Origin of the sequence: Methylomonas albis (genome assembly GCF_014850955.1) — a bacterium.
Taxonomy (GTDB): Bacteria; Pseudomonadota; Gammaproteobacteria; order Methylococcales; family Methylomonadaceae; genus Methylomonas; species Methylomonas albis.
This window is the reverse complement of the sequence record NZ_JACXSS010000001.1, coordinates 4,406,893-4,425,781: the sequence shown is the minus strand read 5'-3', so window position 1 is coordinate 4,425,781 and position 18,889 is coordinate 4,406,893. Positions and strand designations below refer to the sequence as shown.

Annotated in this window: 14 protein-coding genes; 5 read left to right on the top strand and 9 right to left on the bottom strand. The window is 52.7% G+C overall.

All coding sequences use genetic code 11. The features are described 5' to 3' along the window. Positions 1 to 10: 10 nt before the first annotated feature. Complete coding sequence (locus EBA_RS19795) at positions 11 to 3,109, bottom strand: efflux RND transporter permease subunit (protein ID WP_192376310.1); 3,099 nt, start codon at positions 3,107 to 3,109, stop codon at positions 11 to 13. Positions 3,110 to 3,328: 219 nt separating this feature from the next. On the opposite strand from EBA_RS19795, the gene EBA_RS19790 reads away from it, so the two are divergent. From EBA_RS19790 to EBA_RS19780, 3 genes are all read left to right on the top strand, one after another. Beyond that, the gene (locus tag EBA_RS19790; RefSeq protein ID WP_192376309.1) at positions 3,329 to 4,315 is read left to right on the top strand and encodes a phosphate/phosphite/phosphonate ABC transporter substrate-binding protein; all 987 of its coding nucleotides are present in this window, start codon (positions 3,329 to 3,331) and stop codon (positions 4,313 to 4,315) included. Further along, the gene (locus EBA_RS19785) at positions 4,312 to 7,320 is read left to right on the top strand and encodes an EAL domain-containing protein (protein ID WP_192376308.1); all 3,009 of its coding nucleotides are present in this window, start codon (positions 4,312 to 4,314) and stop codon (positions 7,318 to 7,320) included. Before EBA_RS19790 ends, EBA_RS19785 begins: the two co-directional genes overlap by 4 nt. 220 nt (positions 7,321 to 7,540) lie before the next feature. Beyond that, entirely contained in the window at positions 7,541 to 8,779 is a 1,239-nt protein-coding gene (locus EBA_RS19780) for an HD-GYP domain-containing protein (RefSeq protein WP_192376307.1), read from the top strand. A 160-nt stretch (positions 8,780 to 8,939) separates the two neighbouring features. On the opposite strand, the gene EBA_RS19775 is transcribed toward EBA_RS19780, so the two are convergent. From EBA_RS19775 to EBA_RS19765, 3 genes are all read right to left on the bottom strand, one after another. Further along, the gene (locus EBA_RS19775) at positions 8,940 to 9,614 is read right to left on the bottom strand and encodes a hypothetical protein (RefSeq protein WP_192376306.1); all 675 of its coding nucleotides are present in this window, start codon (positions 9,612 to 9,614) and stop codon (positions 8,940 to 8,942) included. 461 nt (positions 9,615 to 10,075) lie between these two features. Continuing rightward, complete coding sequence (locus EBA_RS19770) at positions 10,076 to 10,642, bottom strand: hypothetical protein (RefSeq protein ID WP_192376305.1); 567 nt, start codon at positions 10,640 to 10,642, stop codon at positions 10,076 to 10,078. A 22-nt stretch (positions 10,643 to 10,664) separates the two neighbouring features. After that, positions 10,665 to 11,786: a LamG domain-containing protein gene (locus EBA_RS19765; protein WP_192376304.1), complete on the bottom strand. Its 1,122-nt coding sequence runs from the start codon at positions 11,784 to 11,786 to the stop codon at positions 10,665 to 10,667. A 344-nt stretch (positions 11,787 to 12,130) separates the two neighbouring features. Between EBA_RS19765 and dnaB the strand changes: the two genes are divergently transcribed. Both dnaB and alr read left to right on the top strand, forming a co-directional pair. Beyond that, the gene (dnaB, locus tag EBA_RS19760; protein ID WP_192376303.1) at positions 12,131 to 13,525 is read left to right on the top strand and encodes a replicative DNA helicase; all 1,395 of its coding nucleotides are present in this window, start codon (positions 12,131 to 12,133) and stop codon (positions 13,523 to 13,525) included. Then, positions 13,522 to 14,634, top strand: coding sequence for an alanine racemase (alr, locus tag EBA_RS19755; protein WP_192376302.1), 1,113 nt, complete (start codon positions 13,522 to 13,524; stop codon positions 14,632 to 14,634). Before dnaB ends, alr begins: the two co-directional genes overlap by 4 nt. Positions 14,635 to 15,355: 721 nt before the next feature. Here the strand turns inward: alr and EBA_RS19750 are convergent. The 5 genes from EBA_RS19750 to EBA_RS19730 all read right to left on the bottom strand — a co-directional run bounded on the left by EBA_RS19750 (position 15,356) and on the right by EBA_RS19730 (position 18,851). Next, complete coding sequence (locus EBA_RS19750; protein WP_192376301.1) at positions 15,356 to 15,820, bottom strand: hypothetical protein; 465 nt, start codon at positions 15,818 to 15,820, stop codon at positions 15,356 to 15,358. After that, entirely contained in the window at positions 15,817 to 16,137 is a 321-nt protein-coding gene (locus EBA_RS19745) for a hypothetical protein (protein ID WP_192376300.1), read from the bottom strand. Before EBA_RS19745 ends, EBA_RS19750 begins: the two co-directional genes overlap by 4 nt. Before the next feature lie 16 nt (positions 16,138 to 16,153). Further along, on the bottom strand, positions 16,154 to 17,149 hold the full coding sequence (locus EBA_RS19740; RefSeq protein ID WP_192376299.1) for a M35 family metallo-endopeptidase: 996 nt from the start codon (positions 17,147 to 17,149) through the stop codon (positions 16,154 to 16,156). Between the two features lie 118 nt (positions 17,150 to 17,267). Beyond that, entirely contained in the window at positions 17,268 to 17,474 is a 207-nt protein-coding gene (locus tag EBA_RS19735) for a hypothetical protein (RefSeq protein ID WP_192376298.1), read from the bottom strand. A 1,077-nt stretch (positions 17,475 to 18,551) separates the two neighbouring features. Then, a complete protein-coding gene (locus tag EBA_RS19730) occupies positions 18,552 to 18,851 on the bottom strand; it encodes a hypothetical protein (RefSeq protein WP_192376297.1) in 300 nt (99 codons plus the stop codon). Positions 18,852 to 18,889 lie beyond the last annotated feature (38 nt).

Genomic DNA, 18,889 nt, shown 5'->3' with positions numbered 1-18,889 from the left:
ATGGTGGACGCTAAATCTGCTTCTCAAACGCCACCTCAAACCGGCCATAACGCTGCAAAATCGCCGGTAACAGCAGCAAGTTCAGCATGGTCGACGAGGCTAAGCCGCCGATAATGATGGCCGCCATCGGCCCCATGATTTCTCTACCAGGATTATCACTGCCTATCGCAATCGGCAGCATGGCCAGGGCTGTGACCAACGCAGTCATCAGAATGGCCGGCAGGCGTTCCTGGGCGCCGCGGATCAAGGTCTCTGTCGACCAAATCTGACCTTCCAGTTCAACCAGATGCCGGTAATGCGAAATCAGCATGATGCAGTTGCGCACGGTGATGCCGAACAAGGTGATAAAGCCAACGAAGGAGCCCACCGACAGCGTGGCATCGGTGATCACGACCGCCGCCACCCCGCCCAATAAGGCAAACGGCAGGTTTAGCAAAGTCAGCAGCATGTGCCGCAGGCTACCCAAGGCGATGAACACGAAAATCAGCACGCCGGCGCCGGCCAGCAGGGCGTGGATGATCAGCGTCTCGCGGGCTTTGGCTTGTTCCAGCGCCGCGCCGATGAACTCAGGGTAACTGCCGTCGCGCCAACTAAGCTCGTTTTGTACCCGCTGTTTCAGCTCGGCCATGAAGGCATCCATATCGCGGTCTGTCACCTTGCAGGTTACGGTCTGGATGCGCTGTGCGCCTTGATGCAGGATGTTATAGCGGCCTTCGCCGTGGCGGATTTCGGCGACCTCGCCGAGCAGCACGCGCTGGCCTTCAGTGTTTTTCAAGGGTAGTTGAGCAAGGTAATCCGGCTGACTGCGCCATTCTGGGGCTAAGGCCACCGCGACATTGAAAATCCGGTTGCCTTGCAGATTTTTGCCGACGATGCGGCCCTCGTAAGCGGTTTGCAGGGCGGTCATCACTTGCGCCGGGCTGATGCCGCGAAACTTTAATTGCTCCAGATTCAGTTCCACTTGCAGCAGGGCAGTGGCCGGCGGCGAGCGCAGTTGCACGTCTGCCGCGCCGGGAATCGTATTGATCAGCGCGGCCAGTTGTTGGGCCTTGCGGTCCAATTCGGCCAAATCGTTACCGTAGATATTCACCACCACCGGTGCGGTGTAGCCGGAAATGGTTTCGTCGACCCGTTCGGTTAAAAAGGTGTTGGCTTCGAAATTGATGCCGGGGAATTGCGCCAATATCTCGCGCAAACTGTCCAACACTTGCTGCTGATCCTGGCCGGACAAGGGCTTTAGCCGTACTTCGTATTCGCTGTAATGGCTGCCGTAGGTGTCGGCACCGCGTTCGGCGCGGCCGGCCCATTGCGATACCGATTCCACACCGTCGATTGCCATGATTTGCTCGGTGAGTAAACTGCCGACGCGAATCGATTCCTGTAACGAAGTACCCGGTACGCTGGCGGTGTGGACGATGAAATGGCCCTCGCGCAGTTCGGGCAGAAATTTATGGTCCAGTTGCAGAAAGGCGGCTATGCCGATTAGGCAGGCTATCGCGCCTATCACCACCACGGTTTTGAAGTGCTTTATAGCCCAGAGTAATTGCTTGGCATACAGCGGTTTAAGCCGGCGTAATACGGGCGGATCGCTGTCGTCCGGTAGTTTGTTACGAAACAGCAAATGGCATAGCGCCGGGGTGAGTGTTAGCGCCACCAGCAAGGACATCAAAATCGCCAGAATATAAGACACGCCCAACGGGGCGAACAGCCGACCACTGACGCCATCCAGGGTCAGCAGCGGCACAAACACCAATGCGACGATGAAGCTGGCGTAAACCACCGAACTGCGCACTTCCAGCGAGGCGTGGTAAATCACTGTTTCGGCGCTGTCAGGGAAGATTTTTAAGCGGTTTTCGCGCAGGCGTCTAAAGATGTTTTCGGTGTCGATGATGGCGTCGTCCACCACTTCGCCCAGCGCAATCGCCAGTCCGCCCAACACCATGATATTCAGATTGACGCCGGATTCCAGCAGCACCAGGGCGGCGGTCAACAGCGACAACGGTATTGCGGTAGCGGCGATAAAGGCACTGCGCAGATTGAATAAAAACACATACAGCACCGCCAGCACGAACAGGCCGCCAGCCAGTAAATGCCCGGACAGATTATGTACGGAGGTTTCGATGTAATCGGCCGGTCGGAATAAATGTGAGTAGAAATCCACGGCCTGCTGCTTGAAGATGGGTTGAAACTCTTCCAACACTGCCTCCACTTGCCGCGACACCGACAAGGTGTTGGCACCGTACTGACCGATAACCATCATCACGATGCCGGGTTTGCCCATGATTTGCGCGGCACCGATGGGTGGCTCGGCACCATAGCTGATCTGCGCTACATCGCCCAAAGTCACGTTCATGCCATCCTGGCGTTTGACGATCAGTTGCTTGAATTGCTCGGGATTGGCCGGCTGGCCGCTAATTTGTAAGGTAAAGCGCTGATTGGCGTTTTCGATGAAGCCGGCGCCGTTCATTTCCGCTGCGCCGGCCGCTGCGTTGACGATGTCGTCTATCGACAGATTGAAGCGCTGTAAGGCTGCCGGTTGTAACTGTACTTGTAGTTGCTGAATATCGCCGCCGAAGACATTGACGTCGGCTACGCCCGGCACGGCTAAAAGACGCGGCACCAGCGTCCAGTCCACCAAGCTGCGCAATTCCATCAAAGTTTTACTATCCGAACTGACACCTATCGTCAGTACCGTGGCCGATGACGACGACAGTGGGACGGCGACCGGGGTGCCTACACTGGTCGGCAAGCGCTGGCCCAGGCTGTTCATGCGTTCGCTGACCAATTGCCGGTTGCGGTACACATCGCTGTTTTCGTTAAAGGTAGCGGTAACGATGGACAAGCCCTGGATAGATTGGGAACGCAAGGTCTGCAAACCGATCAAGCCGCTGATGGTATTTTCGATTTGCTGGGTGACTAACACTTCCACTTGTTCGGCGGCCAGGCCGGGCGCTTCTGTTTGGATGATGACCTGCTTGGGGGCGAATTCCGGAAAAATATCCAAACCGGCGTTAGCCAGGCGGTAGATCCCGTAAACGAATAGCAGCATGGCCAAGGCCACGACGATGCCGGAATAACGGATGGAAAAACGGACCAGAAGTGCGAGCATGAGTGACAGGGCGGTTTATTTAGCCGGGTATTGTGCCTGTTTGCCGGACATTGGTCTATTGTGGGCCTCTCGCCACTCAGGCAGTATTTAGCACCTGGAAAAATCTAAGGCGTGTTTCCAGTGTGCTGGATTATCCGCACGTTACGGTGTTTATCGACTATTGTTTTAAACGATTAATGGCTTGCAGTAGTTCTCGGGGCTTTGGCTAAGAGGTAGATCATGTCGATCTCGAATGTGTGTAAATATTTTTTGTTGTTGTGGGTATTGGTTTGCCAGCCAGCGGGAGCGGAGGACGTGGGCGCGGAACATAGCGCGACTCTTGTGGATTGGTTGAGTTGGCAATGGCAACGATTTAGCAAGCTCACCACCAGCGACAGCTATAGCCCCAGTGTTAGCGATCGGAGCCAGCAGGCGCGCAAAGAATATATCGTTGGAGTTCATCCTTTGCATAACCCCAAGCGGCTGTTTGCCGTATACGGGCCTATCGTCGACCGTATAAACAGTGATTTACCGGATGTGACAGTAAGGTTGGAAGCATCGCGTAATTACGAAGAATTCGATAAAAAGCTCTATAGCGGCCACTTTGACTTTGCGATGCCCAATCCCTACCAAACCGTGCGCTCGCTGGCCCATGGTTACCGTGTATTCGGCAAGATGGCCGATGACGAGGATTTTCGCGGCATCATACTGGTACGCAAGGACAGTGGTATACAGCAGGTTAGCGATCTAAAGGGCAAAGCGGTCGCCTATCCCGCCGCCACGGCTCTGGCTGCGACAATGATTCCGCAACAATATCTGCATAGCCACGGTATCGACATTAATACCGACATTGAAAACCGTTATGTGGGGTCTCAGGAATCCTCGATCATGAATGTGCTGCTTGGTGACGTTGCCGCCGCCGCCACTTGGCCGGTGCCTTGGAAAATCTTTATGGCCGAGCATCCGGAGCAGGCGGCGCAGCTGGATGTCAAATGGCAGACCGAAGCGATGGTCAATAATGGTTGGGTGGCTCGCGCCGATGTGCCGGCCGAATTGGTTGAGCGCTTTGCCCGGCAGCTATTCAGTCTGCAAGACGACGAAGCCGGCCGCAAGTTGCTGCAAGCGGTGCCTGTTTCGCGATTCGAGCCGGCCACCGAGCAAACCTATCAGCCGGTGCGGATATTTTTGGAAAATTTTAACCGTACGATTCGGCCGATCGAACAATGATTAAATGTCCGCAATCAGGCTTTAGACTTTGGATAAGAGCGTCGTTAAAACGACAACTGGCTATTGCGTTTGGCAGCGTGGCTTTGGTTGCGATGTTGGCACTGGCCGGACTGTTGCTGAGGCAACAATGGCACTTTCTTGACGAGGCCAACATGCGTCGGGCCATGGCCCTGGCAAACGGTTTGGCCCGCAGTAGCGAATCCTGGGTGTTGGCCAACGATCTGGTCGGGCTGGATGAAATTGTGCAAGGCTATATTGATACACCCAGCTTGGAGCACATTTTTATATTGGACCCGGGCGGCAAAGTGTTGGCATCAACCCAGTCGGGCGAAGTGGGACGATACCTGAACGATAGCGTCAGCCTGGCGTTGTTAAAACAAACGCCCGAGTCGCGGATATTGATCGTCAGCAAAAATCTGATCGATGTCGCGGCGCCTGTCATGGTTGAGCAGCGGCACGTGGGTTGGGCAAGAGTGGAATTGAATCAGGACGACACTAAAGCCAGTTTACGCGCGCTGGCTGTCAACCATTTTGAGTTTATCGCCATTACCTCCTTGGTGCTGATTGCCGCTTCCATCTGGCTGGGGCAGCGTATGAGCGATCGCTTGCGACAATTGGGCAGCGTTGCTCAGCGCATCGCCGACGGTGACCGCTCGGTGCGGGCGGTTAGCGGTGCGGGCGACGAAATCAGCAATTTGGCCGTCAATGTTAATCACATGCTGGATACCATCACGCGTTCCGAGCAAGATCTTGGCAAATTGAATCGGGTTTATGCTGCTTGGACGGAATGCGTCAATACCATTGCCCGTGAACCCAGGGAGTCTGTATTACTCGATCGGTTGTGCCAAATTTTGGCGGAAACCATCGGTTTACGCTTGGTATTCATCGGTTTTACCGATGCCATGGCGGACTGGGTGGACATTGCCGCGGCCAGCGATTGGGAGTTGTCATTTCTGAAAGCCTTAAAGTTGTCTGCGCGCGCGGATAGGCCGGAAGGTCAAGGGGCTTGGGGGCGAGCACTGCGCAGCCAACACCCGGAAATTGTGAATGACTTTCAATCTTCGCCTACTACCGGACTTTGGCACGCAATAGCCGCCGCCGAGTCGATACGCTCGGTCGCCACGTTTCCGTTATCGCGCGGCGGCAAAATCGTGGGCGGGATTGCGGTCTATTCGATTGAACTCGATTTTTTCAATGCCGATTTGATCGCCTTGCTGAACGGTTTGAGTATAGATATTTCTTTTGCCTTGGATAATATTGACCGCGAAACTCAACGCCGACAAAGTGAAACCGAGCTACGCCTAGCGGCATCGGTGTTCGACAACAGTCAGGAAGGCATCATTATTACTGACGCCCAGGAAGTGATTATCCGCGTCAATTCTACTTTTTCTAAATTGAGCGGATACTCTCCGAACGAAGTGCTAGGGCAAACGCCTAGAATTATGGCATCGGGCAGTCACGACCGACTGTTTTACCAGGCTATGTGGGAGCGCATTGGCACGCAGGGTTATTGGCAAGGGGAAGTTATTAATCGGCGTAAAAGCGGCGAACTGTTTCCGGAATGGTTATGCATTACCCGCGTACTGGATGCGGACGGCTGCGTTACGCACTATGTCGGCACATTTGTCGATATTACCGACCGAAAACTCGATGAAGAACGTATTCATAAACTGGCGTTTTACGACCCGCTGACTCAGTTACCCAATCGTCGCCTGTTAATCGAGCGCCTGCGTCAGGCCTTGGTCGAAAGCCAGCGCAGCCAGTTGTATGGGGCGCTGATGTTCATGGACCTGGATCGGTTTAAGATACTCAACGATACCCAGGGGCACGATATGGGTGATCAGTTATTGATCGAGGCCGGTAAACGCATCAGTGAATGCGTACGGGAACAGGATACGGTTGCCCGACTCGGCGGTGATGAGTTTGTGGTTATGCTCGAAGCCCTGGCTGACGATCAGAGCAGCGCGATTGTGATTGCGCAACGCATTGGTGACAAATTACTCACCAGTCTAAGGCAGCCCTATCAATTGTCTCGACTCGACAGGGAAGGATTGCCGGCGTCGGTGATGCATCATTCCAGCGCCAGTATCGGCATGACGCTGTTTCAGGGAGCGGCGATTCATGGCGAGGATTTACTTAAGCAAGCCGATGTGGCGATGTATCAGGCCAAACAAGCCGGTCGCAATAAATTATGCGCCTACAATATTCAGATGCAGGCGCATATCAATGCCCGTGCAGTGCTTGAAACTGAGCTGCGTCAGGCTCTGCAAGACAAGCAATTTACGCTTTATTACCAGGTTCAGGTGGATGTCAGCGGCAACGTCTTGGGTGCCGAGGTTTTATTGCGTTGGCTGCATCCGTTGCGCGGTTGGGTGGCGCCGGCTGACTTTATTCCGCTTGCCGAGGAGACCGGACTGATCAATGAATTGGGCGAATGGATTTTGGCCGAGAGTTGCAAAACGCTGGCGGTTTGGGCACAAAGTCCTGTAAGCAGCGATTTGACGCTGGCTATTAATGTCAGCGCCAAACAATTCAATCAACATCATTTTGTGGAGCAATTGGCGGTGTTGATTGGCCACTATGGCTGTAATCCGCAGCAGTTGAAGCTGGAAATTACCGAAAGTCTGGTGCTGGGTGACATTGAGGAAGCCATTGCAAAGATTGGCAAACTGCAGGGTTTGGGGGTGAGGGTTTCGATGGACGATTTCGGCACCGGCTATTCTTCTTTGGCTTATTTGCAACGATTGCCGTTGTCGCAATTAAAGATTGATCGTTCATTTGTCGGCAATGTACTCACAAACAGTCACGATGCTGCCATCATTCGTACTATTTTGCTATTGGGTGACAGTCTTGGCATAGACGTCATTGCCGAAGGCGTGGAAACCGAACAACAGCGCCTCTATTTACTGGCCAACGGTTGCCGATATTTTCAAGGTTTTCTGTTTGGTCAGCCCGAGCCGCTGCCTGATTTCGAACGGCGGATCGACGCAATAGCGTTATCATAGAAGAATGCCCTTGGATTGGCGTTGTCTGTCAAAGCCATTAATCTAAGCTGGTATGGGTTCTCGAAATGCTCTAGCGGGTGCCGGTATTCGGGGACGAAGGCCAACAGAAGCCAGGGCCACACTGTGAGTGTCAGGCTTCGCGTTACAGGGTCCGTCCTTTACCGGGCGGCTAAAAGTGCGTTAGCATCGCGATTCACACCTCATCATGGAGTCCAGCCCAATGGATAGTCAGCATATCGATTTGCACCGCTCAATTATTTCTTTGAGTTGCGCGTTGGATTTGGTCGGTATCGACGAAGTGAAACATGGCAAGCGAGTGGCGATGATGGCTTGGCATATTGCCGGCAAACTCGAGTGGCCGGCGGTTGACCGCTTGAGCATTCTGTATGCTGGTATGCTGCATGATTGTGGGGTGGCCAAAATTCGTGAGCATCGGCAATTGACCGAGTCACTGGAATGGGATGGTGCGGAAGCGCATTGTATCCGCGGTGCCGAGTATTTAGACGTCTGCCCACCCCTGGCTTATTTGGCCGAGGAGATTCGCTACCATCACACCCGCTGGGAGCATTTACTCGAGTTGCCGTTGTCACCCAGGGTGCGCTTACGAGCCAATTTGCTGTTTCTGGCGGATCGTATCGATGTGTTGCAAGCACCCTATCTAGCTAGCGAGCAAATCCTGGTGGCTGCGCCAAACATTGTTGAGCGATTGCTGAGCTATTCCGGATCGTTGTTTGCGCCGGAATTGTTGGCAGCTTTTGCCGAACTGGCCAAAAGTCAGGCGTTTTGGCTGGCGATGGACCCGGATTATCTGGACGAGGATTTACGCGAACTAGGACGGGATTTACCGGCTGTGGATTTAGCTTATCCGTCATTGCGAGAAATGGCGCGTTTGTTCTCGCGGGTGGTGGATGCGAAAAGCCCCTATACCGAGCAGCATTCGGAGCGGGTTGCGCAAATCGCTCGGCACTTGGCGATGGAATTGGGGGTTACCGGCTGCGAACTGGAGCAAGTAGAGATTGCGGGGCTGCTACACGACATCGGTAAGCTAAGAGTGTCCGAGGATATTATTGATAAGCCCAGCAGCCTGACCGTCGAGGAAAGAGCCTGTATGCAGCGGCATAGTTACGATACTTATCGGATTTTGCAGCGGGTATTTACCGAGTCCAAGATTCCGCAATGGGCCGGTTTGCACCATGAAAACCTGCGCGGCGAAGGTTATCCATTCAAGACTGTAGGCAAATCCCTGGAGCTGGAATGCCGGATTATCAGCGTCGCCGATATCTTTCAGGCTTTGGCGCAGTCGCGACCGTATCGTGAGGGTATGCAACTGGCCGACATTATCGAGCATTTACAGCATCGCGTCGCTGAAGGCGTATTGGACAGCGTTGTGGTCGCCAAGTTGGTCGAAAATGCGGATGCGTATTATGAATTGGCGCAGGGCTATTGCCCGATGGATTAACCCAATAGCCGGAGTCTTTGCTCATTGCCGATGCTGCATCGGTTGTCCTGAGATTTATATGAAATAGCCTTGGGTAGTGTTTGTCACCTGCACTTAATATAAAGCCGTAGACCTTGAATAAGGTCTACGGCTTTTTAGTGACCCGATACTGCGTTGTAGATTATGCGTTGCGTGGCTTTCTGGAATTAAATCCCATCATGCCTAGCAGGCCGGAACCCATCAACCAGGCAGCCGCAGGAACAGGCACAGCGGCAACCGGATCGGTCCCACCCGTGCTGGGATTCAAACAATATTTAATATACAGTTCTGCTGCTTTGAAATAATAGTCTTTACTGCCGCTGTCTTTTACATCCAGCAGTGCAGTTAATGTCGAGAATCCGGATGTGGACAAGAAACTGCTGACATCTAAATTGATATATTGCTTATAGCCGTCGACTTCAGTCCAATCGGCAGCTATAGCCGAACCGTCAATGGATGTGATGCTGGCATATTCATTTTTATCCTTTACAGAGCCATTGGATGTTGCGTCGTCCGCCGACGTTGAATCGTCACGCAACCATACTTTTAGGAAGGCGCTGCTAATAAAATTGGCATTCAGCTGGTAGTCGAAATTAAGGGTGTAGTTATTGTTAGTGCTATCGTTATCGGCTTTGGAAATTAGCGTGCCATTGCCGGCGGATGATAGCGTCAGGCTCAGCTCTTGTAAGTTGCAAGCGGTTTGGTTGCCGCAATTACTTTGTTTAGTCTCGTGCTCGTCCTCAAAAGCATTCGAGGCAAATGTTGGCGATGTAAACGCCGCAGATAAGATAATTGAAGCAGCATATAGAGTTTTCATGGCAAGCACCCGGAAGAAGTCAATGTAAATATATTGATGATGATTGGAAGTAGCGGCAAGTGCGTACCAAGCATCATCTGGGGTTCAGTGTATCCGGGCTGGCGGTGCTAGATAATTGTCCGTTCGTCTCATGTCAAATTTGGCATGACTGTCATAGAGGGTTTGGGACTGAGGTATAAATTCCAAAGACAGCTGGAAGCTACTGGCTTGGCGATGTGGTTCACCCGGCATGGCTAGGTGTTTGGCATGCGGGCAAAGGGGCTGGTTTGCGAAACGGAGAGTCTAAAAATTCTAGAAGCTGTTGAGTTTTTTCACCATCAGACCGTGAAATATGCTGCTTAAAACTCATAGGGCCGGATCAATAATACGGCCAGTTTCCTTATCTCCTCAGGGCCACACGTTTCTCCGCTAAAAGTCCGCCCCGTGTATTGGGGCGGATCTTGCCTAGCAGTAAATAATTGTCAGACGCGGCATCGTTGCCCATTCCACCCCAATCCGGCTATTGCGACCGCGAACAGCCAGAACGCTGTAGGTAGCGGTACGGCGTTGATCTTGATCGAGGCATTTGCCGTTAATAAATTGCCGTTGGACAGCGTGTCGGTGTCCGGATCGAACAAGGAATTAAACGGGCTGCGGGTGAATAGATCGTAAGTCAGTACGATTTGGCCGAAGACAGTGCCCTGCGCAGCGTTGTCGGCAATTCTAAAACTACCGACGCCGGTTTGGCTGGCGACATCGAACGTTTGTCCCCAGGCGGTGCTGGCGCCAAAGCCCGGTCCTACGACGAAGAAGTTGTCGGGTGCGCTGATAAAGTCCGTGAATATACCGGAGGGGGTCGAGGACTGAAATTCCGCACCGGTCACGACGAGGTAGTTTTGGGAATTGGTGAGCAGGAAGCCCCAGCCCACGGTATCGCCAGCATCGCCTTCGATTAAGCCGTTTGTCGGCTCTAATTGTAATGAGGGCGCGGCTTGGGAAGTGGGAAGAATAAGCAACAAACTGGCTAACAGGATAAGGTGTTTCATCATGAGAATATCTCCTTAGAAAGGGCTAGCGAAATTGATTGGTTAGGGTTTTCGATCCGGTTACTTCGCCGCTGTTGCTACTAAACGTAACGGTCGCTTTAAATCTGGCGGTGTTGGGGCAGCCGTTAAAATTGATGGTCGCTGTGCCGCTTACCTTAGTTCCCGCCGCTATATTGCCCACACCCAAGGGGAAACTGGCCGGACTGGTGGTCGTTGGTGTGCATGTGCTGCCGCTTAGCTGCGTCAAACGCAAATCGTCGATCTGGGTATTTTCCGCCGGACACCGGCTGTTGTTGGTTAGCGTGATGGTCCAGATGCGGCCGCTCTGGGTCCCGGTTTTACTACTGATACCTGCTGATAGTTCCGGTAGTCCACCCACTTCGCAATCCACCGGATTTTCGATGAATCTGTCGGAAAAGTCGGTTTTGGCGTAGTCGTAAGCCACGACGTTGTCAACGATGTATTTGTCATAGGAGTTACCGTCAGATTCCGCTTCCGATCCCAACACAAAGCCCGAGGCGGGAATAGTGGCTGGATTCCATTGTGCGGAACTCGCGCTTATCAATTGTCCGTCTCGATAAACTCTTAATGTATCGCTACCACCGTCTATGCCGTTCACGTTCCAGGCGATGGCGGCATGGAATGCTACACCAATTTGTGCGACAAATTGCCGAGGTTCCAATGGCGTCATGATATTGGTAGAAGAGATGCCGCCGAAGAAGCCCTGGCCAGTTACCCCATCGCCCCAGGCTAGGAAAAAGCTATCTTGTTGCCCTGAATACGGGTGGCCGACCAAGCCGAAAATACCGTAATTGTAGGGCTGAGGTTGCGTTACTTTGGGGACCACCCACATTGATATAGTCCCTTTTTGCGCCAAGCTCGTCATAATTTGGCCGGGAAACTCAACCCAATTCCAAAGGGCCTTTCGGACGTAGCCGTTGCCGAATTTGGCCGGCTCGTATGCATAGTTGTTGCCCTGAATGCTGCCACTGGGGCCGACTTCGCTATTGACGACTTCGATGTTGCTGCCCAATTTGTTCCATAACACCACATTACCGGTTTCAGCTTGGGCTGTAGACTTGAACAAGCCGACCAAAGCCAGCAGGCATGCGGCGGTAGATAGGGTTTTGCGTTTAATTCCGTTCATAGAAACCTCCTTTAGGGAGTCAAGAAATACAATTTGCCGCAACCCGTTTACGTTGTCGGTTAGCCGGGTAGGGCAGGCGAATAGTTAGAATTGTTGTAGGAAATGAGGATGGAGCGAAGCGCCATGGTCGGCAACAAGCCGATAAAAGCCAAGATAGACGCCAAAATTTATGGTACGAAATATAAGGTAATTAGGCAATCGATAACTAGTGAGTTAATTCTGTGGCTTGATGACATTTAGGGTTGATCTGTTTAATTTCTCGGCATTCGGCAAGAAGCTCGGCGCTGCTGCTATGGGCATAGCCGGGTATAATCCGCTGCTATTGTTGACAACCCTTCTCCGCCATGTCCGAAGACTACTATTTCACCCCCGATCAAGCTGTCGAATCCTTAAAAGTGCCGCCGCATTCCATTCAGGCCGAGCAATCGGTGCTGGGTGGTTTGATGCTGGACAACCAGACCTGGGATTCAGTGGCCGACAAAGTTATCGAGACTGACTTTTACCGTCGCGACCATCGCTTGATTTTTCGTTCTATCGCGCAGTTGGCGGAGAAGCAAGACCCGTTTGATGTGGTGACGCTTTCTGAAGTTTTAGAAACCACCGGTGAATTGCAGGATGTCGGCGGCTTGGCTTACTTAAGTATGCTGGCGCGGGATACGCCCAGCGCCGCGAACATCGTCGCCTATGCCAACATCGTTCGGGATCGTTCGGTATTGCGGCAACTTATCCATGTTGGTACTGAAATTTCCGATTCCGCATTTACCACGGAAGGCCGGGAGACCGCGGATTTATTGGAAAATGCCGAGCGCCGGGTATTCGAAATTGCCGAACAACGCCAGCGCGGCCAAGGCGGTTTCCATTCCATCAAGTCCTTGTTGGCCAAAGCGGTCGACAAAATCGAGACGCTTTACGAGCTGGATGGCGACATCACCGGCGCCAGCACTGGCTTCACCGATCTGGATGAGAAAACCTCGGGTCTGCAGCCTGCCGATTTAATTATCGTCGCCGGGCGGCCGTCGATGGGCAAAACCACGATTGCGATGAATATGGCCGAAAACGTGGCGTTAAAAACGGGCATGCCGGTGGCAGTGTTCAGTATGGAGATGCCAGGCGAATCCTTGGCGATGCGGATGATGTCTTCGCTGGGCCGCATCGATCAGCATAAAGTGCGTACCGGCAAACTGGATGACGACGATTGGCCGCGTTTGACCTCGGCAATTAATTTGCTCGCCGAGACCAAACTGTTCATAGATGACACGCCAGCGCTGACCCCGACTGAGGTCCGCTCGCGCGCCCGCCGTTTGACCCGCGAACACGGCCAATTGGGTTTGATCGTACTGGACTATTTGCAGTTAATGCAATCGCCGGCCAGCGGGGATAACCGGGTGCAGCAGATTTCCGATATTTCCAGGGGCCTGAAGGCGCTCGCCAAAGAACTGAATGTCCCAGTCATCGCCTTATCGCAGTTAAATCGAAACTTGGAGCAACGCCCCAACAAGCGCCCGGTGATGTCCGACTTGCGTGAGTCCGGCGCGATCGAGCAGGACGCCGATTTGATCATCTTTGTTTACCGCGACGAGGTCTATCACGAAGATAGCCCGGACAAAGGTATCGCCGAGGTGATTATCGGCAAGCAGCGGAATGGTCCTTTGGGGACGGTGCGCCTGACCTTTCTGGGTCAATACACCCGCTTCGAGAATTTCGCCGGTGTCTATAACGGCCCCGAGGATTACGAATGACCCCTGCGGCTTGTGTGCGTCTGGATTTGGACGCCGTGCGCCACAACTTGGCGCAAGTGAAGCGTTACGCGCCAGACAACAAAATCATGGCGGTGATCAAGGCCAACGGCTACGGCCATGGCATGGCGCGAGTAGCCACCGCGTTGGATTTAGCCGACGGTTTTGCGGTGGCGCGAGTAGACGAGGGCGTCAGGCTCCGGCAAGCCGGCTTTAAACAAGCCATCACCGTGTTGCAGGGCTTTGTTTGCGTCGATGAATTGTTGCAGCTATTGAAGTATCAATTGGCAGCGGTGATCCACACCCCGCAGCAAATCGCTATTTTGCAACAGCAAGCCGACGCCGACGGCAAACTTGCCGTTTGGTTGAAAATGGACACAGGCATGAACCGTTTGGGTTTTAAGGGTGCCGATTTCAACGCCGCTTACCAGCAATTGCTGGGCTGCGCGCGGGTCGAGCAACCGATCAATCTAATCACCCATTTTGCCAACGCAGACGACTTGCTGGACGACAAAACCCGTCGGCAAATCGATTTGTTCAACGATGCGGTAAAAGACTACCCCGGCCAGCGCAGCATCGCCAACTCGGCCGGGATTATCGGCTGGCCGAATGTTCGCTTCGGTTCCGCTCAAGATCGCGCTAGCGATTGGGTTAGGCCGGGGCTGATGCTCTATGGTTGTTCGCCGTTTGCCGGCAAGACCGGCGCGGACTTTGGTTTGCAGCCGGTGATGAGTTTGCATTCACGGCTGATCGCGGTTAAGGATGTCGCCGCCGGCGAAACTGTCGGCTACAGCGGCACCTGGCAATGCAAAACCGCGACTCGGCTGGGCGTGATTTCCATCGGCTACGGCGACGGCTACCACCGCCACACCAAGAGCGGCGCGCCGGTGTTGGTAAACGGCCAACGGGAGCCCTTAATCGGTCGGGTATCCATGGACATGATCACCGTCGATCTCAACCAACAACCGGATGCGCAACCCGGCGACCCCGTGACCTTGTGGGGCGAAGGCTTGCCGGTGGAAGAAATTGCCCGTTACGCGGAAACCATTCCCTACACCTTGCTGTGCGGGATTACGCAGCGGGTACAGGTCATTGAGCAGGGGCTGGACTAGGCAGTAAGGCCAGTAAAGTTGCGACTATTCGGCCGATGGCTGAATTTTGCCTGTTTTTATGCCCAGGTAAATCTTAGAAAGCAGGCGCTTTTGGGGGGCGAATTTTGTGCTATCGAGTCCAAGCAGCCGAATGTGGCTTAATTTACAAACACAACAAATGGGCGAATAAGCTGTCACTACAAAATGTAGGTGTGATTGGCGTGCGTAATCGCACGTTTCGAAGTCAACATCCCTCCGGTTACGCTATCGCGAATCGGAGCTACGCGGGCGCCAACTATATGAAATGAATACTTTCGGCTGCATTATGTTCCCTCTACCGAGTCAATAGATGAATATAGAGTTTTGCTTATCATCCCTGATTGCCATTCTTCAGGCAATATGCTCTTAACTCTCGGGACGGTTTTGTTCCGTATGCCGCGCCGAGCACCGGAGCTTTTGAACGGAACAGCCCGCAGGGGCGATGCAGGGACGCATCGCGTTGCCGAAGGGGCTGGAAGCCTTTCGGCAACTCCGGTCAAAAGCGAGGCGCGGAGGATCAACGCGGCGTCCGGGTCGCCTTTTCTTTGCCTTCTTTCTTTTGGCGACGCAAAAGAAAGAAGGCCGCCCGCCGGTGCGGGAACCGGCATTAAAATCCGTCGCGATAGCGACACATTGTTAGAAGTCGCAAAGCCTGGATGAACGATTTTTTCGCGTGGACACAAAAAAAGCCGTGCCTACCGAACTATTGCGACGAATTCCGTTCCGGCTCAATCGCTACGGCGCGGGTCTGCAGGTTGACGCGGTAGTGTCGGCCACGCTCGGTTTCGACCAGCAGGCTTTGGCCGTCGGGTGCTGCCGTTAATCGTGCGATGAAGATTTCCTGTTTGTCGGCCTCTATTGACGAGTCAGGCTTTATTTCATAGATCTTGAGCAGCCATAGTTCGGCTCCGCTGGCTTGGTCTATGGCTACGATGACGCCGCCGTCTTGGCTCAGACCGCGTGCCTTGCCCGAGGGCAAAGCCTCGTAACGCACGGTTCCGATGACGACGGGTTCTACGGGTTCGGGTTCAACGCGCTTTTTGGATAAGTTTTTTGCTGGCGCTTTGGATGTTTCCACACCAATAGCGGAGGTGGCAGGTGGCACCGCGCAGGCGCCAAGGCAGGCGATGGTCAGCAGCAGGCTGCCGCAGCGAGGGACGGCAGTCACAGGGTGGTGACCTGACGCGAGAAGAGGTCCAGCGCAAACTGGCGGCCACGCTCGTCTTCTGCCAACAACCGGCTGCCAGCCGCGTCAACCGTCAAGGAGGTGAGGAAGATGTCTTGCTTGTCTTCTTCCATGTTGGGGTCATAGCGTATTTCATACAGGCAGACAACCCACAACTCTTGGCCCGTCGATTGGTCGATCGCGACGATATGGCCGCCGTTTTGCCCCAGACCACGGTTCTTACCCCACAATGGAGCTTCGTAGCGGGTGTTGCCAAGGCAAACGGGTTCGACTTCTTCAGGTGCTGAACGTTTTTTCATGTGCTTATTTCCTGTTTTAGGCAACCTTGAGTGTTTTGGTGCGATCGCTATCCGAGAGCATGCCGACCAGATCGACACAGAAATATCCCCAAGTGTCTGCATTTTGTAAGGCCTTATCAAATGTCAGGCCCGTCTTGGAGGGTTTGAGTCCCTTGTAGTCGTACTGGTGATCGGTTGTACCTAGCACTCGATGCGACACTTCGTGGATGATGGTTTCTACACAAATCCACAGTCGGCCCGTGCTGCCAGCGGCCTTGAGAAAAGCCCCCTGGATGTACACTACATTCATCTTTTCGGTGGGCCTTACAAACGCCCAATCTTTCCAGCCTCCCGCATTTCGGTCAAGCGGTTCGTCCGAGAACACCAGGGTCGTTGAGTTGAGCACATCGGAAAGTTTTTTGTAGCCTTCAAGCAGCGTTTTAATTGCTTGCTTAATTTGATCGTCGGTGGTGTTCTCTTCGGCAAACCAGCTTTTAACGGTGGCAGTGGTTGTCGCGTCAGGTGCCGATAGTTTGACGCAGGCTTTTTGCGTGGCAGCCAACGCGTGGCCTAAGGCATCGCACATAACCTCGCGTTCGGCCTCTGAATAAACTTCCGTGGTCTTTTCGAGCTTATCTTTGTAGCTGGCTTCGGCGCCCGCGATTTCGGCGTAAATCCAAGTCGCGAAGTCCTTTGGAGGCGAATAAATCCACACATCCTGTCCGCCGCGTTTGCTGCTGCGATAGAGATGCCATAAGAGCTTGAGGGTGGAGGCGCGTTCGTCGCTAGAACCCGTTGCGGGACTGGTTTTGCACGCGGCTAGGATTGCTTCCCCGCGCTTGCCTTCCGCTTCCTTGAGAATTTTTGCGCGCAGTTTATCTAGGCCGGAAGCGAAAAGCGGGTCAGGACCATCGGCAGCGAGTAGGCTGTTTAATTTGACCTCAGTGCTCAAAAACTTGGTCCATTCAGCTTCAAATTTCTGACTTTGGACGACTGATCTGGCTTTGCCGTAGGCTTCGGTAAATGAATCCATGTCGATTGCCTCGCTTATTCAAAGATTTTGACGATACTAACATCAAGTGTTGAAGTCAACTTAAGCGCTGGAATTTCCTTGAAATCATAATGGATAGGTGGCTTGAGTGTTCGCCGCCCTAGTTTGAAATCTCCGTTTCCCACGGCAGCCTCTCCCCAGCTCCCTGCCGCCAAAAACCAAAAATATCCTCCCTATACCGCATGAACGCCCCTATCAGATCCTGCTGCTGTTGCAGAAAATGCTGGCGGATGGTCGGCGGCATGTCGGCGGCGAAAAATAACGCCAACGCCGCAAGCAACACCGTCGAGTTTTGAATATCGCCCATCCGGGTCTAATAAGTCTGGAGGCGTTTCAGATGATTATCGGGCAAGCCGGTAATCATGACATGCACCGAAGCCAGCATGTAGCGCAGTTTTTTGACGGAGATACGCAGATGGTGAATCTGGCTAATTGTGTGGGGTCGACGACCCGATCACGGTCCAGCGCGGCGGCGTAAACGTCGTCTATAGCGGCCAGGATGGCATCATATTGGGCTAGCTGCCGCTTGCATCGGCCACGAGCTTTCTTGAGTTTTGGTTTGAGCTTGCCCAAGGCCGTAAGGTGTAGTCGGTAGGGCGACAATTGGCGAAGCCGTATTGCGCCGTATGGAATCGGTTTACATTCGGCGCAATGCCCGTTGGTTATTGCGCCTTAAGGCCTTGGCGAGCAATGGGCTCAAAAAAGCCGAACGTTCGTGCTTTCAATCGCTGGCTTGAGAAAATTATCCGGGAAGGCGGCACCTTTAAGCTTGTCTCTCTGCTAGCGCGAGTTGAACGGAGCGTGCTATCGATCCCAAACAGCCGAATGTGGCTTAATTTACAAATCCCCGGCACAAGAAATGGGCGAATAAGCTGTCACTACAAAATGTAGGTGCGATTAGCATGCGTAATCGCACTTTTCGAAGTCAACATTCCTCCGATTACACTATCGCTAATCGGAGCCACGTGGGCTGCAAATAGCGCATAAAAATGGCTTAATTGAGTTACCGGTAATTTTTTCTTAGTGCAAGAAAACCGGCTATGCCGGAAATAAAGAAAAACAGTGTTGATGGAATCGGAACAGGCGATGCTAATAAAAGACCCTGGCCATTTCCTAGTCTTCCCCAGAACACATCCTTTGCAGTCAAGTAAATTGGAATTAAATCCTGGGCCGATACTGTGTCGGGCAAATTCCGCAAAGCTATTTGCATAAACGACGGACGCACGGATTGTGCGTAGGCATATTGCACTCCAAAAATAATGCTGCCTGCACTCCAAGGGTTGATGTTATATGCAACACCAGAATATGGCGTAACGCCAAGATACCAAGTTGACGAGGGATCTTCAGAAGTGAAATAACTTACTCTAGATAAGAAAAAATTAGCCTATGTTGGGTTTGAAAAATCTTGTCTTTTTATATAAGCAATTTCAGGCAAAAACTCGAAATTCAACTGCTCAAACATTCCAGTTGGGTCCGGCAGATAGATATCTATATTAATAGAGTTATTAGATACGTCGGTTATTGATACTTCAGCAAATGGTGGATTTAAGTTTTCTATATCATTGTTTGTCGCGTAGATAGATGGTGCGTTTTTGAAAAAAGAATAAGAAAAAGTACTTCCTGAACAAATGCTACTAAAACTAAATAAAGAAATAAGAAATACAAAAATTGATAATTTCCTCATGATGTTTTTTCCCTGTAGGCAAAGTTGTGTATTGATAA